This is a genomic window from Xanthobacter sp. AM11 (assembly GCF_047444035.1).
In the GTDB taxonomy this organism is placed as follows: domain Bacteria; phylum Pseudomonadota; class Alphaproteobacteria; order Rhizobiales; family Xanthobacteraceae; genus Xanthobacter.
Genome location: NZ_JBLAOA010000001.1, coordinates 4,448,595 through 4,473,049, shown reverse-complemented (window position 1 = coordinate 4,473,049; position 24,455 = coordinate 4,448,595). Strand labels below are relative to the sequence as shown.

Here is a 24,455-nt window from a genome sequence, read left to right as displayed (position 1 = left end):
GCGAAATGTGCGACGGAATGACCCCATGTCGAAGCCTTTCCGGGCGTGGCCCGCCCTGCTCGCCGGCCTTCTTCTCGTCGCAGCCGCCGTCCCCACGGCGGCGCAGTCCGTGGGGACGCTTCTCGGCGAGCGGGTGCGCGTGGTCCGCTTCGCCTCAGGCCTCGATCATCCGTGGAGCCTTGTCTTCCTGCCCGATCATCGCCTGCTGGTGACGGAGCGGGACGGGCGCCTGCGCGTGGTGGATGCATCGGGCCGCATCGGGCCGGCCTTGTCCGGCGTGCCGCAGGTGGCGGCACGGGGCCAGGGCGGGCTGCTGGACGTGGCGCTGGACCCGGATTTCGCCGCCAGCCGCTTGGTGTATCTAAGCTATGCCGAGCCGCGGCCGGATGGCGCTGCAACCACCGTCGCCCGCGCCCGCCTCGCCGAGGACCTGTCGGGGCTGGCCGGGCTTGAGGTCATCTTCCGCCAGCAGCCGGCCCATTCCGGCAACAGCCATTTCGGCTCGCGGCTGGTGTTTGCGCCGGACGGCAGCTTGTTCATCACCCTGGGGGACCGGTTCGACCTCAGGGACAAGGCGCAGGACCTGTCCACCACCCTCGGCAAGGTGGTGCGCATCGCCCCGGACGGGGCCATCCCGAAGGACAATCCGTTCCGCGACCGGGCCGGCGCGCGGCCGGAAATCTACAGCTACGGCCATCGCAACATCCAGGCCGCCGCCATCGAGCCGGCCACCGGCCGGCTGTGGACCGTGGAGCACGGCGCGCGCGGCGGCGACGAGGTGAACCGGCCGGAAGTAGGCAGGAATTACGGCTGGCCGGTCATCAGCTACGGCCGGCACTATTCCGGGGCGCAGATCGGCGAGGGCACCCGCAAGGCAGGGATGGAGCAGCCGCTGTTCTACTGGGACCCGTCCATCGCCCCTTCCGGCGCGTCCTTCTATTCGGCCGGCCTGTTGCCGGCGTTCCGGGGCAACCTGTTCGTGGGCGCCCTTGCCGGCCAGTCCCTCGTGGCGGTGAAGGTGCGCGACGGTGCCGTCCTGGGCGAGGAGCGCCTGCCCCTGGACAAGCGCATCCGCGATGTGCGCCAGGGTCCCGACGGGGCCCTGTGGCTCATCGCCGAGGATACGGGCGAGATCCTGCGGGTGGTGCCGGCGGCGGACTGATGCCCCGTGCTTGCCGTCGCCGGGCGGCCGCCGGGAGCCGGATCTGCCCCCACCGCAATGCCGAGGCGATTCGGTGAGGGCAGTAAATCTTCTTCCATTCAATGAGTTGGAGGCCGGTTCCCCGCGCGTTTGAAGCGGGGCCGCAGTTCCATAAGAGCAGATCGCGCTCTAAGATCGCGCGCCCGCCGCAGATGCGCTGCGGTCCGCCCGCCCGGAGCGCCCATGCCCGCAAGTGACCCCGCCCAGACCCTGCTCGTGAAGAATGCCCGCGTCCTCGTCACCATGGATGATGCGCGGCGCGAGATCGCCGGCGGGGGGCTTTATGCGGAAGGCGGGCGCATCGTCGCCGTGGGGGGCGCAGCGGACCTGCCGGAAAGCGCCGACGAGGTGATCGACGCCGGCGGCCACGTGGTGCTGCCCGGGCTCGTCAATACCCACCACCATATGGTCCAGAGCCTGACGCGGGCGGTGCCGGCGGCGCAGGATGCGGAATTGTTCGACTGGCTGCGCGCCCTCTACCCGCTCTGGGCCGGGCTGACGCCGGACATGGTGGAAACGGCGACGCTCACCGCCATGGCGGAATTGATGCTCTCCGGCTGCACCACCTCGTCGGACCATCTCTACATCTATCCCAACGGCGTGCGCCTCGATGATTCCATCCGCGCCGCGCGGCAGATCGGCATGCGCTTCCACGCCGCCCGGGGCTCCATGAGCGTGGGCGAGAGCAAGGGCGGCCTGCCGCCGGACCGGGTGGTGGAGGACGAGGGCTTCGTGATGAAGGACGCCGAGCGCCTCATCGCGGCCTATCACGACCCCGCCCGCTTCTCCATGCTGCGGGTGGTGCTGGCGCCGTGCTCGCCCTTCACGGTGAGCCAGGACCTCATGCGGGAGACCGCCCGCCTCGCGCGCCGGCACGGGCTGACGCTGCACACCCACCTGGCCGAGAACGATTCGGACATCGCCTTCTCGCACAAGACCTTCGGCATGAGCCCCACGGACTATGTGCGCGAACTGGACTGGGTGGGGCCGGATGTGTGGCACGCCCACTGCGTGAAGCTCGATGCGCCCGGCATCGCCCTGTTTGCACGCACCTCCACCGGCATTGCCCATTGCCCCTGCTCCAACATGCGCCTCGCCTCCGGCATCGCCCCGGTGAAGCGGTTCCGGGCGGAGGGCATCCGCGTCGGCCTCGGGGTGGATGGCTCCGCCTCCAATGACGGCGGGCACATGCTGGGGGAGGCGCGCCAAGCCATGCTGCTGCAGCGCGTCGCCTTCGGGCCGGACGCCATGACGGCGCGCGCGGCGCTGGAAATCGCCACCCGCGGTGGTGCCGCGGTGCTGGGCCGGGACGATATCGGCGTGCTGGCCCCCGGCATGGCGGCGGACCTCGTGGCCTTCGACACGAGCGCCCCCGCCTTTGCCGGCGCGCTGCATGATCCCGTGGCCGCGCTGGTGTTCTGCGCGCCGCAGCAGGTGGCGCTGAACATCATCAACGGGCGGGTGGTGGTGCGCGACGGGCATCTGCTCACCGTGGACCTGCCATCAGTCACGGCGCGGCACAACGCCATGGCGGCCGAACTGGCGTGTCTCGCCCCCGCTTGATATGAGGAGCGCGCGGCAGGCGCCGCGCGGGCGGAACGGAGTTGAGAATGGGGAACCGCATCGTCGCGGTGCGCTACAGTCCCGACTGGCTCGGCCTCACCGACGACGACACCCGGCGTTTCCTGCGGCGCCACGGCATCGACGAGAACCTGCTGGTGGACTTCATGGCCTTGTGGGACAAGGCGATGAAGGTGGACTACCGCAGCTTCCGCCACGAGATCGCAAAGCTCTCGCGCCAGAGCTTCGCCGCCGTGCGCGGTGCGCAGGTGATCCCCCACGAGAGCCTGCGCGCGACCCGGCGCGCGGGGGACGACCTCGTGGTGTTCGTGGATGATGACGACTGGCTCTCCCCCGGCCTGTTCGAGGAGCTGGAGGCGGCCTGTCCGCGTCCGGTAAGCGGCATCTGGTGGGGCTCCATCATGGTGGGGCCGCAGCATTCCTCCTACGAGGCCTCCCAGAGCGCGCCGATCATCGAGTTGCGGCCGCTGAAGCGGGTCATCTACACCAACAATTATGCCGTGACCGGCCGCGCCCTGAACTGGCATGGCTACAATCGCCTGTTCGAGCACTATCACGCCGACCGGCGGTTCGGGAAATTCCTGTGGCCGCCGAAGACGGTGGCGAAGTATCTCTCGGCCACGTCCAAGCATCCCTGCTCCACGGTGTCGGTGCAGTTCTTCATGGCGCAGCCGCAATTCCGCGCCGACCCGCGCCGCCATGTGGAACGCTTCGCCGACCAGCTGGCGCAGGCGCCGATTCCGCCCGCCTACGACTGGCTCAAGGCGCCCGTGGCGCAGGTGGAAGCGCTGGTGCGGCGGGCGCTGGCCGGCTGATGCGCGGGGCTGACGGCGGGGCGTCAGAACTTCTGAAACACGAAGAAGGCCCCGGCGGCGATGAAGCTGAAGCCCACCAGGTGGTTCCAGCCCAGCGGCTCCTTCAGGTAGAGCACCGAGAAGCCGGCGAAGACCACGAGGGTGATGACCTCCTGCATGGTCTTCAGCTCCGCGGTGGAATACACCGCCGATCCGAGGCGGTTGGCCGGGACCGCGAGGCAATATTCAAAGAAGGCGATGCCCCAGCTGGCGAGGATGGCGACCACCAGCGGCGCCGACTTGTGCTTGAGGTGGCCATACCAGGCGAACGTCATGAAGACGTTCGAGGCGAACAGCAGGACGATGGGAGCGAGGTGGGGCGGCAGGAGGGTGGACAGCGCGGGCATCGTGGATTTTCACAAGGAGGCAGGAGCGGCCACAATGGAGCAGAGGCCGTTCGTTCGCCACCCCGCGCCGTCCCCCCGCCCCGGTCCCCGTCGGTTTGGGGTGGCGGGCCGTTGCGGGCGGCGGCGCTGCAGCCCATATTCCCGCCATGGCCAAAGCATCCCGTCCCGGAAAGCTCGGTGAGCGCTCCCAGCGCCATTTCGAGCCGGCGCCCCAGCAGGCGCTCGACCCCGTTCTCGCCCAGTCCCTCGGGCTCGCGCCCGGGGACCTCTCGCTCGATTTCGAGAGCGCCGGCGCCTCCGCCACGGTTCAGGCGCTGTCCCGGCTGATCGAGCAGGGGCGGGCGGAGATCAGCGGCCAGACCTGGACGCCCCATCGCCCACCGCGGCCCGCCAAGTCCGAAGGCGGCGTCTCGTTCGTGATGAAGAGCGATTTTTCGCCCGCCGGCGACCAGCCCCAGGCCATTGCCGAGCTGTGCGCGCAGGCGCAGGCGGGGGAGCGCGACCAGGTGCTGCTCGGCGTCACCGGCTCCGGCAAGACCTTCACCATGGCCAAGGTGATCGAGGGGCTCCAGCGCCCGGCCATCGTGCTGGCGCCAAACAAGACATTGGCGGCGCAGCTTTATGGCGAGTTCAAGAGCTTTTTTCCCGACAATGCGGTGGAGTATTTCGTTTCCTATTACGATTACTACCAGCCGGAAGCCTATGTGCCGCGCACGGATACCTTCATCGAGAAGGAATCGTCCATCAATGAGCAGATCGACCGCATGCGTCATGCGGCGACCCGCGCGCTGCTGGAGCGGGACGATGTGATCATCGTCGCCTCGGTTTCCTGCATCTACGGCATCGGCTCGGTCGAGACCTATTCGGCCATGACCTTCGACATCAAGGTGGGCGAGCGCATCGACCAGCGCGGCCTGATCGCCGATCTGGTGGCGCTCCAGTACAAGCGCATCCAGTCGGACTTCGCCCGCGGCACCTTCCGGGTGCGCGGCGACGTGGTGGAGATCTTCCCGGCGCATTATGAGGACCGCGCCTGGCGGGTGTCGCTGTTCGGCGACGAGGTGGAGAGCATCTCCGAGTTCGACCCCCTCACCGGCCACAAGAGCGGCGACATGAAGAGCGTGCGCGTCTACGCCGCCTCCCATTATGTGACGCCCCGCCCGACCCTCATCCAGGCGGTGCAGGGCATCAAGGCCGAGCTGAAGATGCGCCTCGACGAGCTCTACAAGATGGGGCGCCTTTTGGAGGCACAGCGGCTGGAGCAGCGCACCCGCTACGATCTGGAGATGATGGAGGCGACGGGAAGCTGCGCCGGCATCGAGAATTATTCGCGCTGGCTCACCGGGCGCAAGCCGGGCGAGCCGCCGCCGACCCTGTTCGAATATGTGCCCGACAACGCCCTCGTCTTCATCGACGAGAGCCACGTCACCGTGCCGCAGATCGGCGCCATGTATCGCGGCGACTTCCGCCGCAAGGCGACGCTGGCCGAATACGGCTTCCGCCTGCCCAGCTGCATGGACAACCGCCCGCTCCGCTTCGAGGAATGGGAGGCCATGCGGCCGCAGACGGTGCACGTCTCCGCCACCCCCGGCCCGTGGGAGATGGACAAGACCGGCGGCGTGTTCGTGGAGCAGGTGATCCGCCCCACCGGCCTCATCGACCCGCCGGTGGAGGTGCGCCCGGCCCGCACCCAGGTGGATGATCTGCTGGGCGAGGTGCGCGCGGTGGCCGCCAAGGGCTACCGGACGCTGGTCACCGTGCTCACCAAGCGCATGGCCGAGGACCTCACCGAATATCTGCACGAGAACGGCATCCGCGTGCGCTACATGCATTCGGACATCGACACCATCGAGCGCATCGAGATCATCCGCGATCTGCGCCTCGGCGCCTTCGACGCGCTCATCGGCATCAACCTGCTGCGCGAGGGCCTCGACATTCCCGAATGCGGGCTGGTGGCCATTCTGGACGCCGACAAGGAAGGCTTCCTGCGCTCGGAAACCTCGCTGGTGCAGACCATCGGCCGCGCCGCCCGTAATGTGGACGGGCGGGTGATCCTCTATGCCGACCACGTCACCGGCTCCATGGACCGCGCCATGGCGGAGACTTCCCGCCGCCGCGAGAAGCAGGTGGCCTACAATACCGAGCACGGCATCACGCCCGAGAGCGTGAAGAAGGCCATCGGCGACATCCTCAATTCCGTCTACGAGCGCGACCACGTGCAGGTGGATGCCGGCCTTGCCGAGGAGGGGGCGGCGTTCGGGCACAATCTGAAGACGGTGATGGCGGACCTGGAAAAGCGCATGCGCGCCGCCGCCGCCGACCTCGATTTCGAGACCGCCGCCCGGCTGCGCGACGAGATCCGCCGGCTGGAGGCCACCGAGCTCGCCATCTCCGACGATCCCCTCGCCCGGCAGGAGGCGGTGGACGACCGCACCGGCGGCTACAAGGGCGCACGCAAATACGGCAAGGCCGCAAACCTGCCGTCGAAGGAGCAGGCCGGCCGCCTGCTGCCGCGCGGACGGGCCGGCGCGAAGTCTTCGGGCAAGTCGCGTGCGGCGGCCGCGGACGACGCGGGCATGGGCGAGGCACAGACGCCCTACACCCCGCCGGGCGCGGCCACGCCAAAGGCGGCGCGCACCCCGGCCGAGACGCCGCTGGCTTCGCCTGTGCCCACCCGTGCCCACAAGCCGTCCCTCGACGACATGGGTCCCGGTTCCGATCGGGTGGTGCCCCTGTCCGACGAAACCTTCCGCCCCGGCCCGCGGCCGGACCCGGGCACCAAGGGCCACCGCAAGGGCGGGCGGCGCAAGGGGTGAGGCGGACCGCGCTAGTGGTTCGACCGCGACAGATGGAACCCATCTGCCGCCGGCGGGTCGAACCACATGCCTTTGATCTACTGGATCAACTTTTCGAAACGGATGGGGACTATCCGTTTCGGTTGATCCACCAGGACATGTTCGGTAAACATCGGTTCGCCGAACGTGCCTAGGCTTTTGTTTTAACGCGTTTTCTTAACGCAAAACCGGAATTTACTTTTGCTGAAAACGCGCTAGCGGCTGCGGCGGCGGGTGATCTCCCCCACCACCAGTTCGTCGATCTCCAGCCGCCTGATGCGGGCCCGGCCGACGGAGAGGCGACCCACCGCCAAGGCCCCCACGGCCACCGCACCCACCGCCACGGCCCCGAACACCAGGGCCCCCAGGGCCAGCGTGCCGATGGCCCCGGCGCCCACGGCGCCAGCGCCGACGGCACCCTTGCGCGCCGCCACGCGCCGCATCGCCACAGGTCGCGCCCCGGCGGGGTGGGCGGGCGCATCGCCGGGTCCGGTGGCTTCATCCCTCGGCAGGTGCTGTTTCATGGCGCGGCCCCGTGTGTTGGTGCGGCATCCGGCGCCGGTTCTGGGCAACGGTCACGGCACGAGGCTGTGCTCGGCCCACTCTGCGCGCGGCACCTCGGCGCCCAGCTTATAGCTGAACGTCACCACGTCCATGCCGTCGGTGCTGGTGCGGCATTGGTAGGCGAGGTGATACCAGCGTCCATGGCTGCGGATGGCGGCCCCGGGCGCGGTGATGGCGGCGGGGGCCTGCTGCGGTTCGGCGAAGGCGTAGGCCACCACCTCCTCCGGGCGCATGTCCTTGTCCGCGCGGCTCACCTCGCCCATGGCGCGGGCGTTGCAACGCTGTTCCACCCGCGCCGCCGGGTCCACGTGCAGCATCACCGCGTCGCGACCGGTTGCGCCGGCGGCGGCTGCGGGAAACGCGGAAAGGGTGGCGAGACAGGCGGCGATGATGAGGACACCCTGCGTCGGAGCAAGGGGCCGGACGGCGGCACGGCAGGCGAGGGGGGCGTGAAACGACAAGATAATCCCATCCGAGGCTGACACAGGCTTGCAGTCGCGCATAATGCGCGTGTGTGGCACAGATGGGACGGCAGCGCGCGCCTGTTTCGGGCGATGGCTCCCGTGTTATGCTGAATTGAATATAGCTGTCCGCCGGCACGCCCGGCAGGGGCGCGACGGGATGGGGTGAATGGCGTGATGGCGGGTGAGCGGCCCTTGATCCTGGCCCTGCAAGGGGGGGACCGTGAGGTGATCCAGTCCCTGCTGGCGCAGGCGGCGCAGCGCCTGCGGGCGGCCGGTGTCCGCGTGCTGGGCGTGGTGGAGCACATGCCGCCGGGCTGTGATCACGAGGACGTGCTGTTGCTGGATCTCGTATCGGGGGAGGCCAACCGCCTGCACCAGTCTCTGGGGCCGGGCGCTGCCGGCTGCAGCCTCGATCCCGCCGGCCTTGCTGCCGCCGCGGCGGGCGTGGAGCGGGCCATCGCCGCCCGCCTCGCCGAGGGCGGCAACCTCTCCGATACGGTGGTGATCCTGTCCAAGTTCGGCCGCCAGGAAGCGGAGGGCCGGGGGCTCACCAGCGCCTTCCATGCGGCCGTTGCGGCGGAAATTGCGGTGCTCACCTCGGTCTCGCCCACGGTGCGCGGCCAATGGGACGGATTTGCCGGCGACCTCGCCGGGGTCGCCCCCGCCACGCTCGACGAGGTGGACGCCTGGTGGTGCACCCTGGCCGAGGCCATGCCGGGCTGAAGCGCTCCGCCGGTGCCCGCGCCGTGCCGTTTCCCGCCTCCTCCCGCGGTCGTGCTTTCGCATGCGGGCCTGCCTGCTCTATTTTGGCGCGCGAAGGCGTTTCACCACGCATAGGAAGCTGCGGCGCTGCTCCCTATGTGCGGATCACGCCCTGGCGTGGCGCTCGGGTTGCCCCGCGGGGCGGCTTCCGCGCATCGTCTCGTGTCGCGCGGAACGGGGGAGCGCACCTGCGGCTTGTTCAGGCAGAAGAAGTCGCCCGTCCGTCCGGCTGCCCCAGGCCGTGGCCGGCAGGGCTTTCCAAGGGAGGCTTTACCCATGACTGCAACGACCCCCCTGTCCCGGTGCCTGGCCCACCCCATCGCGCCCGCCGCTCCTGCCATGAGCCGGCGCGCCGCCCTCGCCCTTGCCGGGGCGGGGCTCGCAAGCCTCGCCATGCCGCGCGTCGCCCGGGCGGCGGCCCCCTTCCAGCAGCCGCCGCTGCCGTATGAGGACGGCGCCCTCGCACCCACCATCTCGGCCCGCACGGTGGGCCTGCACTATGGCAAGCATCACAAGGGCTATTACGACAAGCTGAACACCCTCGTGCAGGGCAAGCCCTATGCGGACATGACGCTGGAAGAGGTGGTGGTGGCCTCGCGCAAGGCCGGCGATGCCGCCGTCTTCAACAATGCGGCGCAGGCCTGGAACCACGATCTGTACTGGGCCGAGTTCAAGGGCGGCCCCAATCCGCCCACCGGCGCCTTCGCCGATGCGGTGAAGGCCGGCTTCGGCGACCTCGCCGGCCTGAAGAAGGCCATGACGGATGCGGGGGACGGGGTGTTCGGCACCGGCTGGGTCTGGCTGGTGCGCAGCGGCGACAAGCTGGAGGTGGTGGGCCTTAAGGACGCCATCAACCCGCTTCCCGACGGCAAGACGGTGCTCGCCGGCATCGACGTGTGGGAGCACGCTTATTATCTCGACTGGGAGAACCGCCGCACCGCCCATGTGAAGGCGGTGCTGGACGACCGCATGAACTGGGCCTTCGTCTCCGAGCGCTGGGGATGAGGCCTGGACCGGCCGGGGGGCCTCGCCCTCCGGTCGGCCGGCTGGGCCTTAAAGGCCGATGTCGTCGAGGTTCCTGCCCGTGGTCTCGATGCGAAACGCATAGGTGACCACCGCCCCGACGAGGGATGCGCCGACCAGCACGTAAAGCAGGAACTGCGTGCCCAGGTCCGCCAGCAGGATGGGGAACATGAAGGCCGTCATCACCGCGCCGATCTTGGCGAAGGCCGCGGCAAAGCCGGCCCCCATGCCGCGGATATGGGTGGGGAACACCTCGCCGGCGATGAGGTAGGTCTGCGCGTTGGGGCCGAGGTTGGTCATGAAGTTGAACAGCATGAAGCCGGCGAAGATGAGTGTGATCCTGACCGACCCGTCATAATAAGCGGACAGGGACGCGATCAAAAGCCCGGCGGCGCAGCCGATGAAGCCGAAGATCTGCAGCGGGATGCGCCCCACCTTGTCGGCGAGCGCCACCGCCGCGCCGATGCCGGCGATGAGCAGCAGGTCGATGAGGGCCGCGCCTTCCGCCGCCAGCATGTCGTCAGCCACGATGTCCGTGAGGTCGAGAGCGTGGGTGGCGCTGTGGCCGAGCGCCGCGGCGAGGATGGTGGGGGTGAAGATGCCGATGCCATAGGTGGACAGGTCCTGGAGAAACCAGGGCACGCTTGCAAGGATGGTGGCGCGCCGGTTGCGGCCCTGGAACAGGGCGGCGGGGTGCGCATCGGCCGGATGGTGATGGTGCGCGTGACGGCGCGCGAGCTGGATGGACTTGGGATATTGCGGCGTGCGCCGCAGCAGCCGTTCCGCATGAACGCGGGCTTCGTCCAGTCGCCCGCGGGCCAGCAGCCAGCTCGCGCTTTCGGGAACGAAGAAGCGGCCGGCCACCACCGCCACGGCCGGCAGGATGGCCACCGCATACATCAGGCGCCAGGCGGTGACGTCGGAGAGGTTGGAAAGCACCACATAGCCCACCAGCGTGCCGACGAGCGCGCCCACCGCCTGGAAGCCGAACGCGCTCAGCACAAGGCGCCCGCGCGCCACGCTCGGGATGTTTTCCGAGATCACGAGGTGGGCCGTGGGATAGTCGCAGCCCAGGGCAACGCCCATGCCGAACAGGAAGGCCACCGTGAAGGCATAGTTGGGACTGATCGCCAGCAGCGCCAGGAACAGGATGAAGATCATCATCTCGGCGATGAACATCACCTTGCGGCCGAAGCGGTCGGCGAGGCCGCCCAGGAGCAGGGCGCCGATGAGGATTCCGGCGAGGCTCGCGGCGCTGACCATGCCGTGCTGGAAGGCGCTCATGCCGAATTCCTTCGCCATGAGGGGCAGGGCCACGCCGGTCATGAAGACCACCAGGCCTTCGAAGAACTTGCCCGCCGCCGCCAGCCACCAGATGCGCCATTGCATGGCCGTCATGGGGGTGGCCGGCACGGGGGTCCCGTCCAGCCAGATGGGGGTTTCGTCGATATAGTCCTGGACTGACCGGCCGAGGTTCTCGGCGGGTATCGGGCGAGACTGGTTCATTTGCACCCCCTTGGCTCCACCCCGAGAGCCGGAAACGGTCCATCGCGTCGCGCCGCCGGGGCGTGGATCATCCGCCCGGCGGTTCGCGCCCCGTCCATTCTTCCCGTGGCGTGGCCATGCCTTGCAACAGGCGCGCTGCGTGAAGCAGAAAAGCCGTTCATGATGAAAGGCGCGTGACGCGCCGTCCCCGTGCCGGGCGGTCGCGTCCGGCGCAGACCACTGGCGGGTCAAGGATCGAGGCGCTAAGACAGCAGACCGTGCCGGGAGGGGGCCGTGGCCCGCTCCGCGCCGGCTCCTGTCGTGTCCTGAAGAAAGCTGCCATGGCCCTGCGTCGCCCCATCGCATCCTGTGCCCTCCTGCTTGGCCTTGCGCTCGGCGCCTGCCAGGGGAACCCGGACAGCTGGGGGACCGGCGTGGTGAAGCAATCCGACGATTTCGGCGACTATTCGGAAACCTTCGTCTCGATCCCCAAGCCCACCGCCGGCCCGCGGCAGTTCCAGTGCGCCGGCCCGTTCGCCCCCAACACCACCGCGGTGAACATCGCCGCCGACTTCGGTCAGGCCAACGTGGTGACCGGCAACATCATTTCGCCCGATGGCAGCCGGTCCCCGGGCATCGTGCTTTTGCCGAACGACCCCGCCCTGAGCCTCGAAGTGGCCTGGAAGGACCCGGCCGCCATGGCGGCGCCCCGGCGGGTGGCGTTCACCGAAACATCGGCCTGGAGCGTGAACGGCATTTCCATAGGCTCCACCGTGGCGGAGCTCGAACGGGCGAACGGCCGCCCCTTCCGCATCCAGGGCTTCGGCGGCAATGGCGGGGGCGTGGTGGCGGACTGGCGCGGCGGCAAGCTCGCCAATATCGGTGCGGGATGCGAGCTGGGCGTTCAGCTTGCGCTCTCGGCCACGGCGCCGGATTCAGCGCAGGCGCGGATTGCCGGGCCGAAGATCTATCCCTCCAATGATCCGGGCATCCGCGCCGCCGCACCCACCGTGGGCGTCTTCTGGGTGACGTATCCATGAGCCGCGCCGGGGCGGCAGGCAGGTCCTGCGGAGACTGGTAGATGGCCGACTGGATTTCGTTCTGGAACGGTGATCACCCGATCTATGTGAATGCGCGCCACAAGGCCGTGCATTATGCCCGCATCAGCGCGGATATCGCCCGCCTGCTGCCGGGGCCGCAGGCGCGAGTGCTGGATTACGGCTGCGGCGACACCCTCGGCGCGGCCGACCTTGCGGCGCGGTGCGGGCACCTTGTGCTTGCCGATGCGGCGCCCGCGGTGCGCGCGCGCCTTGTCGCACGCCTCGCGGGGGAGGCGAAGGTCGCCGTCCTGTCGCCGGAGGAGGTGGAGGCGCTGCCCGACGGCAGCTTCGATCTCATCGTCTGCAATTCCGTGTCGCAATACCTTTCTCGCGAAACCCTCGCCGGCCTGCTGCAGCTCTGGCACCGGCTGCTGGCGCCGGGCGGGACCCTGCTGGTGGCGGATGTGATCCCCCCGCAGGTGAACGCCGTGGTGGATGCGCGGGTCCTGCTCGCCCTCGCCGTGCGGGAGGGCTTCCTGTTAGGCGCCGTGACGGGGCTCGTGCGGACCTATTTCTCCTCCTACCGCAAGCTGCGGCACGAGGTAGGGCTCACCACCTATGAAGAGCCGCAGATGCTGGCCCTGCTGCAGGCCGCCGGCTTCCAGGCGCGCCGCACCCGGCCCAATGTGGGCTACAACCAGCAGCGCTTGGCCTTCCTGGCGATCCGGTAGCCCGCGGGTCAGGCCCGTCGCGCGCCGGGACGGTGGGCGAAGGCCCACACGCGGTAGCCGGTGAAGGTCCACATCATGATGATCCCTGTCGTGATGACCTGGGCGAAGAGGTAGAACAGCCCCAGGTCATGGACGAGGACGGCCATCAGGGCCCCGTTCAGCAGGAAGGCGACACCGGCAACCATGATGAAGCGCGGCACCGCGCCGGCGTGGGAGCGGGTTGATTCGAAGGTGAAGCGCCGGTTCAGCACATAAGAGACGATGCCGCCCACCACGAAGCCCACGGCGGAGGACGCCACCGGGCCGAGGGCGTCGGTTTCCACCAGCAGGGCGAGGGTGGAGAAATGCGCGGCCGCCGCAGTGACCCCGACCCCGACGAAGGTGGAGAACTGGCGAAGGATGTCGCGGTATTTCAGGACCAGGTCACGCAGGGCAGGCGGCAACGGGCGGAACTCCGGCGGAGGAACCAACGGGAGGCGACTTCCGTCGCCGTAAATTATGGTCTAAGGAAGCCCATCAGCGCGCCGGGTAAAGAGATTTCTCGAGGGTGTGGCCTCCTGTCCATGTCTCTCGCGCCCGTCTTGGTGCCCGCGTCGCGCGCCCGCCCCGGACGACCAGGACGGGCGGTGTTCGAATCCTTTTCGGGGGCGCGTGACCCGCGGCCCTTTTTTTGCGCCCGCAGCGCGATACGGGAAGGATCACGCGCGCCGCGCCGGCCGGGTGGCCCGAGGGGCTAACGAAACTGACCCCCGCTTGCGGGCATCCGGCCTCCTCTTCCGGGGGTCCGACGGCGGCGGTCGAGGGCTCAAGACGGATATGCCGAAACGCACCGATATCGAAACCATCCTCATCATCGGCGCCGGTCCCATCGTGATCGGGCAGGCCTGCGAGTTCGACTATTCCGGCACGCAGGCGGTCAAGGCGCTGAAGGAGGAGGGATACCGGGTCGTCCTCGTCAACTCGAACCCCGCCACCATCATGACCGACCCGGACATGGCGGATGCGACCTATATCGAGCCCATCACCGCGGAGATCGTCACCAAGATCATCGAGAAGGAGCGCGGCGACCGCTCCCGGGGCTTTGCCCTGCTGCCGACCATGGGCGGCCAGACCGCGCTCAATTGCGCGCTGTCGCTCAAGAAGATGGGCACGCTGGAAAAATACGACGTGGAGATGATCGGCGCCACCGCCGAGGCCATCGACAAGGCCGAGGACCGCGAGCGCTTCCGCGAGGCCATGACCAAGATCGGCCTCTCCACGCCCAAGTCGCGCCAGATCAAGACCCTGTCCCAGGCACTGGATGCGCTGGAGGAGGTGGGCCTGCCCGCCATCATCCGCCCGTCCTTCACCATGGGCGGCACCGGCGGCGGCATCGCCTACAACAAGGCCGAGTTCATCGAGATCGTGGAACGCGGCATCGATGCCTCGCCCACCTCGGAAGTGCTCATCGAAGAGAGCGTGCTGGGCTGGAAAGAGTATGAGATGGAGGTGGTCCGCGACAAGGCGGACAATTGCATCATCATCTGCTCCATCGAGAACATCGACCCCATGGGGGTGCACACCGGCGATTCCATCACGGTGGCGCCGGCGCTGACGCTCACCGACAAGGAATACCAGATCATGCGCGACGCCTCGCTGGCGGTGCTGCGCGAGATCGGGGTGGAGACCGGCGGCTCCAACGTGCAGTTCGCGGTGAACCCCGAGGACGGCCGGCTCATCGTCATCGAGATGAACCCGCGGGTGTCGCGCTCCTCGGCGCTGGCCTCCAAGGCCACCGGCTTCCCCATCGCCAAGGTCGCGGCGCGCCTGGCGGTGGGCTACACGCTGGACGAGATCGAGAACGACATCACCGGCGGGGCGACCCCGGCCTCCTTCGAGCCCACCATCGACTATGTGGTGACGAAGGTGCCGCGCTTCGCCTTCGAGAAATTCCCGGGCGCCGACCCGGTGCTCACCACCGCCATGAAGTCTGTGGGCGAGGCCATGGCCATCGGCCGCACCTTCCAGGAATCGCTGCAGAAGGCCCTGCGCTCGCTGGAGACCGGCCTCACCGGCCTCGACGACATCGAGATCGAGGGCCTGGGCCAGGGCGACGACAAGAACGCCATCCGCGCCGCCCTGGGCACCCCCACGCCGGACCGGCTGCTCTATGTGGCGCAGGCCATGCGCCTCGGCCTCACCGACGAGCAGATCCATTCCGCCTGCAAGATCGACCCCTGGTTCCTCGCCGAGATCCGCGGCATCGTGGATACGGAGGCGAAGGTCCGCCGCCTCGGCCTGCCGCAGACGCAGGGCGCGTTGCGCCGGCTGAAGGCCATGGGCTTTTCCGACGCCCGCCTCGCCACCCTCGCGGGCCTCACGGAAGCGCAGGTGCGGGCGCGCCGCTATGGTCTCGATGTCAAGCCGGTGTACAAGCGCATCGACACCTGCGCGGCCGAGTTCGCCTCGCCCACGGCCTATATGTATTCCACCTATGAGACGCCATTCGCGGGCGTGCTCGCCGACGAGGCGCAGCCCTCCGGCCGGGAGAAGGTGATCATCCTGGGTGGCGGGCCGAACCGCATCGGCCAGGGCATCGAGTTCGACTATTGCTGCTGCCACGCGGCCTTCGCGCTGAAGGATGCGGGCTATGAAGCCATCATGGTCAACTGCAACCCGGAAACCGTCTCCACCGACTACGACACCTCGGACCGGCTCTATTTCGAGCCGCTCACCGCCGAGGACGTGCTGGAGCTGATCGCCCGGGAGAAGACCTGCGGCACGCTGAAGGGCGTCATCGTGCAGTTCGGCGGGCAGACGCCGCTGAAGCTGGCCAAGGCGCTGGAGGATGCCGACGTGCCCATCCTCGGCACCTCGCCCGACGCCATCGACCTCGCCGAGGACCGCGACCGCTTCAAGACCCTGCTGGACCGCCTGAAGATCCTGCAGCCGGCCAACGGCATCGCCTACAGCGTGGAGCAGGCGCGGCTGGTGGCCGGGGAGCTGGGCTATCCCATGGTGGTGCGCCCCTCCTACGTGCTGGGCGGCCGGGCCATGCAGATCATCCGCGAGGAGAGCCAGCTCGGCGACTATCTGCTGGAGACCCTGCCCGGCCTCGTGCCGCAGGAGGTGAAGGCCCGCTATCCCAACGACAAGACGGGCCAGATCAACACCGTCCTGGGCAAGAACCCGCTGCTGTTCGACCGCTATCTGTCCGACGCCATCGAAGTGGACGTGGACGCTTTGTGCGACGGCACCGACGTGTTCATCGCCGGCATCATGGAGCATATCGAGGAGGCGGGCATCCATTCGGGTGACAGCGCCTGCTCGCTGCCGCCCTATTCGCTCTCGCCGGACATGCTGGCCGCGCTGGAGAAGCAGACCGCCGCCATGGCGCTGGCGCTGGGCGTCGGCGGCCTGATGAACGTGCAGTACGCCATCAAGGGCGACGAAATCTATGTGCTGGAGGTGAACCCCCGCGCCTCGCGCACGGTGCCGTTCGTCGCCAAGGTCATCGGCCTGCCCATTGCCAAGATCGCGGCGCGGGTGATGGCCGGGGAGAAGCTGGCGTCCTTCCATCTGGCGCAGCCGAAGATCGGCCACATCGCCATCAAGGAGGCGGTGTTCCCCTTCGCCCGCTTCCCGGGCGTGGATACGGTGCTCGGCCCGGAGATGCGCTCCACCGGCGAGGTGATGGGGCTCGACACCGATTTCGGCGTCGCCTTCGCCAAGAGCCAGCTGGGTGGCGGCACCAAGGTGCCCAAATCCGGCACGGTGTTCGTGTCGCTGAAGGACGGCGACAAGATCCGCGTGCTGCCCACCATGAAGATGCTGGTGGAGCTTGGGTTCAAGGTGATCGCCACCTCCGGGACCCAGCGCTTCCTGGAGGAGCAGGGGGTGGCCGCCGCCAAGATCAACAAGGTGCTCGAAGGCCGCCCGCACATCGTGGACGCCATCAAGAACGGCGAGGTGCAGCTCGTGTTCAACACGACCGAGGGCGCGCAGGCGCTTGCGGACAGCCGCTCGCTCCGGCGCGCCGCCCTCTTGCAGAAAGTGCCGTATTACACCACGCTGTCCGGAGCCATCGCTGCGGCGCAGGGGATCAAGGCCTATGTGGGCGGCGATCTTACCGTGCGTCCGTTGCAGGGCTATTTCGATGCCGGCGGGCATGAGGCGCGGGGCAAGGCCTCCGTCGCCTGATTCTGCGTCCCGGTGATCGCGGCGCGCGAGGGCCCTCGTTCCCGGCGGGCGCGATTGCCTCGCGGGCGTGATTATCATGGCCGCCTTGTGCCTCGGGCACCGGGCGGGTGGAGCTTTCGTTGCGGAACCCCTTCCGCCGGAGGCGGGGGCCGCCGCAAAGTCCTGCTTTGCCGGGTGGCATTCATTTCAGGCATCGGCGCGCCTTCCGGTGAGCGCATGGCGCGTCGATGATTTCGGGAGGTCTGAAGAAGGACCCATGGAAAAAATTCCGATGACGCCGGCAGGGTATGTCGCCCTTGAGCAAGAGTTGAAGCAGCGTCAGCAGGTGGAGCGTCCGCGCATCATCAGTGCCATTTCGGAGGCCCGCGCCCATGGCGACCTCTCCGAGAACGCCGAATATCACGCGGCCAAGGAGCAGCAATCGCTGAACGAGGGCCGCATCGCCGAGCTCGAGGACAAGCTCTCGCGCGCCGAGGTGATCGACGTCTCCAAGCTGTCCGGCGACGTGGTGAAATTCGGTGCCACCGTGACCCTCGTGGACGAGGACACGGAGGAGGAGAAGGTCTGGCAGATCGTCGGCGACAGCGAAGCCGACGCCAAGGCCGGCCGCATCTCCATCTCCTCGCCCGTGGCCCGCGCGCTCATCGGCAAGAAGAAGGGCGCGTCGGTGGAGGTCGTGACCCCCAAGGGCGCCCGCTCCTTCGAGATCGTTGCGGTGCGCTGGGCCTGAGGGACTGGAGCGCGATCCGATCAAATTGAGTCAATTTGCTCGGTGAATTGCCCCCCAACTCAAAGTTGGAGCACGCGGCCCCCTTCCCGGCGGCGGGAGGAGGCCGCTGCTCCGTTGGGGTGCATTCGGGCTTGGCCTAGGCCCTGTTCGCCCATTCATTTTCGCGATTTCGCGCGTGCCGCCGAATCGGCGCCGCGCCGGGCCTTCCCGGCCGGGCGCGGCCCGATCGCCCTCAAACTTATCGAACTGAGATGGATTGGCTGGACCTGCGGAATCGCCTCGGCGATTTTACAGGTCCAGATCCGGCCTAGTGGATCAACCGAAACGGATGGTTCCCATCCGTTTCGAAAAGTTGATCCACCAGATCAAGGCGTTGTGGTTCGACCTAGTCGCGACAGATGGGTTCCATCTGTCGCGGTCGAACCACTAGCGCATCTCGGCCAGGAAGGCGTGCACGTCCGTAGCGTTCACGTCCCGGGCCACGAACGCCTCGCCGATGCCGCGCACGAGGATGAAGGTGAGGGCGCCGCGGCTCACCTTCTTGTCCTGTGCGATCAGCGCCATCAGCCCATCCGTGTCGGGCAGCTCGCCAGGCACGTCGGCAATGCGCGTGGGCAGTCCCACCGCCTGCAGGTGGTGCACCACCCGCGTCACGTCCTGCCCGGAGCACAGGCCGAGCTTCGCCGAGAAGGCGAAGGCCAGGGCCATGCCGATGGCGACGCCCTCGCCATGCAGCAGCCGTTCGCCATAGCCGGCGCCGGCTTCCAGCGCATGGCCGAAGGTGTGGCCGAGGTTGAGCAGGGCGCGGTCGCCGGTCTCCTTCTCGTCGCGGGCGACGATGGCCGCCTTGGCCGCGCAGCTTGCGGCAACGGCGGCGATGCGCGCCGGCCCGCCGCCGATGACGCCCGGCCAGTCGCGCTCCAGCGTCTCGAACAGGGCGCGGTCGCCCAGCAGCCCGTATTTCACCACTTCGGCATAGCCGGCCTTCACCTCGCGCACGGGCAGGGTGTCGAGGGCGGCGGTGTCGGCCAGCACCAGCACCGGCTGGTGGAAGGTGCCAACCAGGTTCTTGCCCTGGGGCGAATTGATGCCGGTCTTGCCGCCCACGGAGGAATCCACCTGGGCGAGCAGGGTGGTGGGGGCCTGCACCACATCCACCCCGCGCCGGAGCACGGAGGCAGCGAAGCCCGCAAGGTCGCCCACCACGCCGCCGCCGAGGGCAAGCACCAGGTCGCGCCGCTCGATGCGGGCGGAGATGAGGGCTTCCACCACCTGTTCCAGGCCCGCCCAGCTCTTGCTCTTCTCCCCCGGCTCCACCACCACGGCGGTGCTGTCGATACCGGCCGCGTCCAGCGACGCCTCCACCGTGCCGAGATGGCGCGCCGCCACGTTGCGATCGGTGACGATGGCCACCCGCGCGCCGGGCCGCAGGGCGGCGATGCGGGCGCCGGCGTGGGCCAGCAGGCCGGGGCCGATGTGGATGTCGTAGGGGCGGCCGGCCAGGTCCACATGCACGGTGGTTCCGGCCGCGGACGAAGGGGCAGCGGTGGGCACGGGAGCGGCAGTCGAAACGGGCATGGGGCTTGTGTCTTCCATGTCGCGGGCAAGGTGGCGGTGGATGGCGGTGATCACCTCCTCCACCACCAGCTCGTGCATCACGTCGCGCGAATCGACCGTCACGTCGGCCAGCGCATAGGTGTCGCCGCGCAGGCGCAGCAGGGCGGCGAGCTTCTGCGCGGGATCGCCATCGGCGAGCAGGGGGCGGTCGGTGCGCTTCTTCACCCGCCGCAGCAGGGTGGTGAGATCGGCCCGCAGCCACACCGAGACGCCCGCCTCGGCCACCGCGGCCCGGGTCTCTGCGCTCATGAAGGCGCCGCCGCCCGTGGCCAGCACCAGCGGGCCGGATTGCAGCAGGCGGGCCACGACGCGCTTCTCGCCCTCGCGGAACTCCGCCTCGCCGCGGCGGGCGAAGATTTCGGGTATGCTCATGGAGGCGGCGCGCTCGATCTCCTCGTCCGCATCCACGAACGGCAGGCCGAGCCGCTTGGCGAGGCGGCGGCCGACGGAGGATTTGCCGGCGCCCGGCATGCCCACCAGAACGATGGAGCGTCGGCAGAGCAGGCGCAGCACATCCGCCGGCATCACGGGCTCACGCATCGTCGCCTCGGCCTGTGGGGTCTTTTGCGTCTGCACCCGCGCCTTCCCTGCAGCACCGGCGGCGACCTTCCGCCGCGGCCGGATGAAAAGCGCCTCTAGAGCGCGATCCGATCAAATTGACTCAATTTGATCGGTGAATCGCCCTCTAACTTAGGGATAGAGAACGCGTTATCCGATCAGCTTGCTTTGCAAGCTGATCGGCGCGTGCTCTAGCACCCGGGAGACGAGCCGGCAATGCGGTTGAATACGGGATGGAGGCATGGCACCTCTGCCCGCGAAAGCGCGCCGGAGGTGATTCGGTGCGGCAGGGAAGGGAGCGGCGATGCCGACGCTCATCCGACTGTTGCTGGTTCTGGCGGTGCTGGCGGGCATGGGCTACGCCGCCTTGTGGGCGTTGGCCACCAGGGTGGAGCCGCAGGAGCGGGAAATCACCTTCACCGTTCCGCAGGAGCGGATCGGCAAATGAGCGTCTGCGGCCCGCTCGCGCTGTTCCTGGACATGCAGGCGGTGGAGCGGGGCGCCGGGCGCAATACCCTGGATGCCTACCGCCGGGACATCGAGGATTTCGCCGGCTTCGCTGCCGCGCGCGCCGGGCGCCTGGATGATGCGGCGACGCAGGACATCCGCGACTGGCTCGCCGACCTGAGCGCCCGCGGCTACAAGGCCACCACCGTGGCCCGGCGGCTCTCCGCCGTGCGCCAGTTCTACCGCTTCCTTTATGCCGAAGGGCACCGGGCGGATGATCCCGCCGCCGTGCTGGAGGGGCCCAAGCGCGGCCGGCCTTTGCCCAAGGTGCTGTCGGTGGACGAGGTGACGCGGTTGATCGAGACCGCCCACCGCCGCGCGGCCGAGCCCCCCGGCGCCGACCCGGCCGGTGAGGGGGAGGGGGCCGGGCATGCGCGGCGCGGCGAGGTGCTGCGGCGGGCGCGGGTCGCCTGCATGGTGGAGCTGCTTTATGCCAGCGGCCTGCGCGTGTCGGAGCTGGTGGGCCTGCCGGCCACCGCCGCCCGCAGCCGTGCCGATGCCATTCTCGTCACCGGCAAGGGGCGCAAGGAAAGGCTGGTGCCCCTGTCGCAGCCGGCCCGGGCGGCCATGACGGCCTGGCTGGAGGCCCGGGCGGCGGCCGGGCTTGCGGCCTCGCGCTGGCTGTTTCCCTCCTTCGGCGAGAGCGGCCATGTGACCCGCCAGCAAGCCGCCCGCGACCTGAAGACGTTGGCGCTGGAGGCCGGGCTGGACCCCGCCAAGCTCTCCCCCCACGTGCTGCGCCACGCCTTCGCCAGCCATCTCCTGGCGCACGGGGCGGACCTGCGGGTGGTGCAGACCCTGCTCGGCCATGCGGACGTGAGCACGACGCAGATCTACACCCACATCCTCGACGAGCGCCTGAAGAGCATGGTGCGCGACCTCCACCCCCTGACCGACGAATAGGCCGGCGCCGCCTGTCGGGAGCGCAAACCTTGGGACGCCGTGGACTTTGTGGCCCCGCGCCCCTTTCATCCCCGCCGCGCGGCGCTTATATTCGCTGTGCCGACGCAAGTCGGCTACGGCGATAAATGGTTGTCGGAATAAGCCTTTCGGACCCGGGGGCGGTACCCGGCGCCTCCACCAAAGCCCGTTCGGCGCAAAAGCCGGGCGGGTTCCGGCGGGGGCGAAATAGGATCGACGAGGGTGTAAAGGGCATTCTTTCGCTCGGCATGGTTCCGCCGTCATCGGGCCGACCTATAGTTGCGAATGACAACTATGCTCCGGTTGCTCAGGCCGCGTGAGCGGTTTGACGATCGAAATCAAAGTCCTACCGGGTAGCACTGGATAGGCGGGGTTCGGAGGCACCTGGCAACAGAAGCCTCCACTTTCCTTGCGCCTCGGCCGGGACGCGGGGGGAGGTTTGCACCCGACGCCACCACCTGCGCAGACGGCGCCGCCTCGCGGCTCCCTGGGTTCCGGCGGGAGCGGCACAACAGCCCGGCCGCACGGGAAAGTGCTGCGGGCTCATGTCGGTCGATCACATCCGCTACGATCTTCTCGCCCAGGAGGCCCTGCGCTCCGTGGTGCGCCGTGTCCTGTCCGACGTCGCCCGCGGCGGACTGCCGGGCGATCATCATTTCTACATCTCCTTCGACACCCGGGCCCCCGGCGTGCGGCTCTCCCAGCGGATGCGGGAGAAGTACCCGGAGGAGATGACCATCGTCCTCCAGCACCAGTTCTGGGACCTCATCGTCACCGATGTGTCGTTCGAGGTGGGCCTGTCCTTCGGCGGCATTCCCGAGCGGCTGCTGGTGCCGTTCTCCGCCCTCAAGGGCTTCTTCGATCCCTCGGTGAAGTTCGGGCTCCAGTTCGAGCTGGCGGCGCCGGACGACGAGGCGGCCGAGGGCGAGGACGCGCCGGTCGAGGTGCTGCGCCCCGTCGGCGCGCCGGTCGCCATGCGCCCCTCCCGCGGGGCCGCCTCCGAGCCCACCCTGTCCAGCGCCCAGGGCAACAGCCCGCCGGCCGAGGCCGCCGCCGAGCAGGACCGTGACGGCGACGACGGCGCGGAGCACCCCGCCGGTGGCCCCCAATCCGGCGGCGCCCAGGTGGTGCAGCTCGACGTCTTCCGCAACAAGAAATAGGCGGCGCTCGCCCTTCGGGAGCCCCAGCGCGTGACCTGCGAGACCGACGTTGCAGTCATCGGGGCGGGTGCGGCCGGCCTGTCTGCCGGCGCATGCCTGCGCGCGGCGGGGGTGGATTTCCGCATCTTGGAGGCGGCATCGGCTCCGGGCGGACGCGCCGCCACCGACACGGCGACGCTGGGCGTGCCGTTCGACCTCGGTTGCCACTGGCTGCACGACGCCCGCGAAAACCCCTTCACCGCCCTTGCCGCCCGGCTGGGCTTCCGGGTGGGCGCTTCCGGCGCGCGCGCGCAGCGGCGCCTGCATCTGGGCGCGCGCTTTGCCGATGCTGACGAGAAGGCCGCCGCCGATGCGGCCGTGGACGCGGCCTTCGAAGCGGTGCTGGCCGCCGGCCGCGCAGGGAAGGACCTGGCCGCCCGGGCGGTGATGCCGGCCGCCGGGCCGTTCACGCCCCTGGCCGAGCACTGGCTCGCCCTGATGTCGGCCCAGGGGCCCGACACCCTTTCCACCCGCGATTTCGCCCTCTATCGCGACAGCCCGGACAATTGGCCGGTGCTGGATGGCTATGGCGCGCTGGTGGTTGCGGCTGGCGGTGCTCTTCCCCTCACCCTGGATTGCCCGGTGCGTGGCATCGACCGCAGCGGGCGGCGGCTGAAGCTGGATACGGCCCGGGGCACACTTTCCTGCCGCGCCGTGGTGGTAGCCGTGTCCACGGCGGTGGTGGCCTCCGGCCGGCTCGCCTTCGCGCCCGCCCTGCCGGTCGAGCTGGCGGAGGCCTTCGCGGCGCTGCCCCTGGGCATTGCCGAGAAAGTGGCGCTGCTGTTCGAGGCGGACGTGTTCGGCGTGGCCGAGCGCACCGCCCTTGACGCCATCGACGTGGCCGACCCCGCCCGGGCCGGCGCCTCCGTGCTGCTGCGGCCGGGCGGGGCGCCGGCGGCGGTGGTGCACGTGGCCGGCCCCGCGGCGGGGGCGCTGGCGGGGCAGGGGGATGCGGCGATGGTGGATTTCGCCGTGGGCGTGCTCGCTTCAGCCTTCGGCGCCGGGCTCCGGGGCAAGGTGCGGCGGGCGCGGGTGACCCGCTGGGCCGGGTTGCCCTATATCGGCGGCGCCTATTCCTGCGCCCTGCCGGGCCGCGCCCACATGCGGGAGCGCCTGCATGTGGGGCTGGAGGGGCGCATCTTCTTCGCCGGGGAGGCGCTGGGACGCGAAGCCTTCTCCACCTGCCACGGCGCCCACCGCTCCGGCATCACCGCCGCGCGCCGCGCCCTTGCCGCCTTGGAGCCGCCGCCATGAGCGCAACCCGCCATCCCCTCGCCCTTGTGGTTGCGGTGTCGCGCAACGGGGTCATCGGCGCCGACGGCGCCCTGCCGTGGCGCCTGCCGTCGGACCTGAAGCGCTTCCGCACCCTCACCTGGGGCAAGCCGCTGCTGATGGGGCGGCGCACCTTCCAGTCCATCGGCCGGCCGCTGCCGGGGCGCACCTCCGTGGTGGTGAGCGCGGACGCGGAATTCACGCCGCCGGAAGGGGTGCTGCGCGCCACCGACCTCGCCGGGGGCCTGGCCCTCGCCGATGTGGCGGCCGATGCCATGGGTGCGGATGCCATCATGGTCATCGGCGGCGCACGCATCTTCGCCGATACCCTGCCGCTGGCGCAGACCCTTCACCTGACCGAAGTGGATGCAGCGCCCGCCGGCGACGTGGTTTTTCCCGCTTTCGATCGGGACGCCTGGCGCGAGGCGGGGCGCGAAGGCCCGTTGCGGGGCGAGGCCGACGAAGCCGCTTTCACCGTCGTGACGCTGGTGCGCAAGTCGTCCTGAAGCCGAAGGCCCCCGCGGCGCCGGTGGTGGATCGGCCGAGCCGTCGCGCCGGCCCGCGGCTGATCAGGCCGCCCGGGTCC

Annotated in this window: 21 protein-coding genes and 1 other RNA gene; 16 read left to right on the top strand and 6 right to left on the bottom strand. The window is 69.3% G+C overall.

Annotated elements, in window-relative coordinates:
- Nucleotides 1–25: 25 nt before the first annotated feature.
- The 3 genes from ACI7BZ_RS20500 to ACI7BZ_RS20490 all read left to right on the top strand — a co-directional run bounded on the left by ACI7BZ_RS20500 (nt 26) and on the right by ACI7BZ_RS20490 (nt 3,597).
- Nucleotides 26–1,162 (top strand): PQQ-dependent sugar dehydrogenase, encoded by a 1,137-nt coding sequence (locus ACI7BZ_RS20500; RefSeq protein ID WP_414118975.1) that lies wholly within the window; start codon nt 26–28, stop codon nt 1,160–1,162.
- A gap of 222 nt (nt 1,163–1,384) precedes the next feature.
- On the top strand, nt 1,385–2,764 hold the full coding sequence (locus ACI7BZ_RS20495; RefSeq protein WP_414118974.1) for an 8-oxoguanine deaminase: 1,380 nt from the start codon (nt 1,385–1,387) through the stop codon (nt 2,762–2,764).
- 47 nt (nt 2,765–2,811) lie between these two features.
- Entirely contained in the window at nt 2,812–3,597 is a 786-nt protein-coding gene (locus tag ACI7BZ_RS20490; protein WP_414118973.1) for a hypothetical protein, read from the top strand.
- A gap of 23 nt (nt 3,598–3,620) precedes the next feature.
- Here the strand turns inward: ACI7BZ_RS20490 and ACI7BZ_RS20485 are convergent, their stop codons facing one another.
- The gene (locus ACI7BZ_RS20485; RefSeq protein WP_414118972.1) at nt 3,621–3,983 is read right to left on the bottom strand and encodes a DMT family protein; all 363 of its coding nucleotides are present in this window, start codon (nt 3,981–3,983) and stop codon (nt 3,621–3,623) included.
- 146 nt (nt 3,984–4,129) lie between these two features.
- On the opposite strand from ACI7BZ_RS20485, the gene uvrB reads away from it, so the two are divergent.
- Nucleotides 4,130–6,799, top strand: coding sequence for an excinuclease ABC subunit UvrB (gene uvrB, locus ACI7BZ_RS20480; RefSeq protein ID WP_414118971.1), 2,670 nt, complete (start codon nt 4,130–4,132; stop codon nt 6,797–6,799).
- Nucleotides 6,800–7,032: 233 nt separating this feature from the next.
- Here uvrB and ACI7BZ_RS20475 read toward each other — a convergent pair whose 3' ends face one another.
- Both ACI7BZ_RS20475 and ACI7BZ_RS20470 read right to left on the bottom strand, forming a co-directional pair.
- Nucleotides 7,033–7,341 carry a hypothetical protein gene (locus ACI7BZ_RS20475; protein ID WP_414118970.1) on the bottom strand — a complete coding sequence of 103 codons (309 nt, stop codon included), beginning with the start codon at nt 7,339–7,341 and terminating at the stop codon, nt 7,033–7,035.
- Between the two features lie 51 nt (nt 7,342–7,392).
- A complete protein-coding gene (locus ACI7BZ_RS20470) occupies nt 7,393–7,842 on the bottom strand; it encodes a DUF930 domain-containing protein (RefSeq protein ID WP_414118969.1) in 450 nt (149 codons plus the stop codon).
- 177 nt (nt 7,843–8,019) lie between these two features.
- On the opposite strand from ACI7BZ_RS20470, the gene ACI7BZ_RS20465 reads away from it, so the two are divergent.
- Together ACI7BZ_RS20465 and ACI7BZ_RS20460 are read left to right on the top strand one after the other, a co-directional pair.
- Complete coding sequence (locus tag ACI7BZ_RS20465) at nt 8,020–8,568, top strand: DUF2478 domain-containing protein (RefSeq protein WP_414118968.1); 549 nt, start codon at nt 8,020–8,022, stop codon at nt 8,566–8,568.
- 378 nt (nt 8,569–8,946) lie between these two features.
- On the top strand, nt 8,947–9,612 hold the full coding sequence (locus ACI7BZ_RS20460; RefSeq protein ID WP_414119226.1) for a superoxide dismutase: 666 nt from the start codon (nt 8,947–8,949) through the stop codon (nt 9,610–9,612).
- A gap of 48 nt (nt 9,613–9,660) precedes the next feature.
- Here ACI7BZ_RS20460 and ACI7BZ_RS20455 read toward each other — a convergent pair whose 3' ends face one another.
- Nucleotides 9,661–11,136: an MFS transporter gene (locus ACI7BZ_RS20455; RefSeq protein ID WP_414118967.1), complete on the bottom strand. Its 1,476-nt coding sequence runs from the start codon at nt 11,134–11,136 to the stop codon at nt 9,661–9,663.
- Nucleotides 11,137–11,456: 320 nt separating this feature from the next.
- On the opposite strand from ACI7BZ_RS20455, the gene ACI7BZ_RS20450 reads away from it, so the two are divergent.
- Together ACI7BZ_RS20450 and ACI7BZ_RS20445 are read left to right on the top strand one after the other, a co-directional pair.
- Nucleotides 11,457–12,155 (top strand): hypothetical protein, encoded by a 699-nt coding sequence (locus ACI7BZ_RS20450; RefSeq protein ID WP_414118966.1) that lies wholly within the window; start codon nt 11,457–11,459, stop codon nt 12,153–12,155.
- 41 nt (nt 12,156–12,196) lie between these two features.
- Nucleotides 12,197–12,886 carry a class I SAM-dependent methyltransferase gene (locus ACI7BZ_RS20445; RefSeq protein ID WP_414118965.1) on the top strand — a complete coding sequence of 230 codons (690 nt, stop codon included), beginning with the start codon at nt 12,197–12,199 and terminating at the stop codon, nt 12,884–12,886.
- An 8-nt stretch (nt 12,887–12,894) separates the two neighbouring features.
- On the opposite strand, the gene ACI7BZ_RS20440 is transcribed toward ACI7BZ_RS20445, so the two are convergent.
- Nucleotides 12,895–13,329 carry a GtrA family protein gene (locus ACI7BZ_RS20440; protein ID WP_414118964.1) on the bottom strand — a complete coding sequence of 145 codons (435 nt, stop codon included), beginning with the start codon at nt 13,327–13,329 and terminating at the stop codon, nt 12,895–12,897.
- A gap of 373 nt (nt 13,330–13,702) precedes the next feature.
- Between ACI7BZ_RS20440 and carB the strand changes: the two genes are divergently transcribed.
- Both carB and greA read left to right on the top strand, forming a co-directional pair.
- Nucleotides 13,703–17,065, top strand: a complete 3,363-nt coding sequence (gene carB / locus ACI7BZ_RS20435; protein WP_414118963.1) for a carbamoyl-phosphate synthase large subunit — start codon at nt 13,703–13,705, stop codon at nt 17,063–17,065.
- Between the two features lie 256 nt (nt 17,066–17,321).
- Nucleotides 17,322–17,795 carry a transcription elongation factor GreA gene (greA, locus tag ACI7BZ_RS20430; RefSeq protein WP_414118962.1) on the top strand — a complete coding sequence of 158 codons (474 nt, stop codon included), beginning with the start codon at nt 17,322–17,324 and terminating at the stop codon, nt 17,793–17,795.
- 426 nt (nt 17,796–18,221) lie between these two features.
- Here the strand turns inward: greA and aroB are convergent, their stop codons facing one another.
- Nucleotides 18,222–19,952 (bottom strand): 3-dehydroquinate synthase, encoded by a 1,731-nt coding sequence (gene aroB / locus ACI7BZ_RS20425; RefSeq protein WP_414118961.1) that lies wholly within the window; start codon nt 19,950–19,952, stop codon nt 18,222–18,224.
- 322 nt (nt 19,953–20,274) lie between these two features.
- Between aroB and ACI7BZ_RS20420 the strand changes: the two genes are divergently transcribed.
- The 6 genes from ACI7BZ_RS20420 (at nt 20,275) to ACI7BZ_RS20395 (ending at nt 24,375) form a co-directional block, all read left to right on the top strand.
- Nucleotides 20,275–20,418 carry a hypothetical protein gene (locus tag ACI7BZ_RS20420; RefSeq protein ID WP_414118960.1) on the top strand — a complete coding sequence of 48 codons (144 nt, stop codon included), beginning with the start codon at nt 20,275–20,277 and terminating at the stop codon, nt 20,416–20,418.
- Nucleotides 20,415–21,380, top strand: a complete 966-nt coding sequence (locus ACI7BZ_RS20415; protein ID WP_414118959.1) for a site-specific tyrosine recombinase XerD — start codon at nt 20,415–20,417, stop codon at nt 21,378–21,380. Before ACI7BZ_RS20420 ends, ACI7BZ_RS20415 begins: the two co-directional genes overlap by 4 nt.
- Before the next feature lie 59 nt (nt 21,381–21,439).
- Nucleotides 21,440–21,803: a transfer-messenger RNA gene (gene ssrA, locus ACI7BZ_RS20410) on the top strand.
- A 140-nt stretch (nt 21,804–21,943) separates the two neighbouring features.
- The gene (locus ACI7BZ_RS20405; protein ID WP_414118958.1) at nt 21,944–22,558 is read left to right on the top strand and encodes an SspB family protein; all 615 of its coding nucleotides are present in this window, start codon (nt 21,944–21,946) and stop codon (nt 22,556–22,558) included.
- A gap of 30 nt (nt 22,559–22,588) precedes the next feature.
- Nucleotides 22,589–23,851, top strand: coding sequence for a flavin monoamine oxidase family protein (locus ACI7BZ_RS20400; RefSeq protein ID WP_414118957.1), 1,263 nt, complete (start codon nt 22,589–22,591; stop codon nt 23,849–23,851).
- Nucleotides 23,848–24,375, top strand: a complete 528-nt coding sequence (locus tag ACI7BZ_RS20395; protein WP_414118956.1) for a dihydrofolate reductase — start codon at nt 23,848–23,850, stop codon at nt 24,373–24,375. Before ACI7BZ_RS20400 ends, ACI7BZ_RS20395 begins: the two co-directional genes overlap by 4 nt.
- Nucleotides 24,376–24,455: the final 80 nt, after the last annotated feature.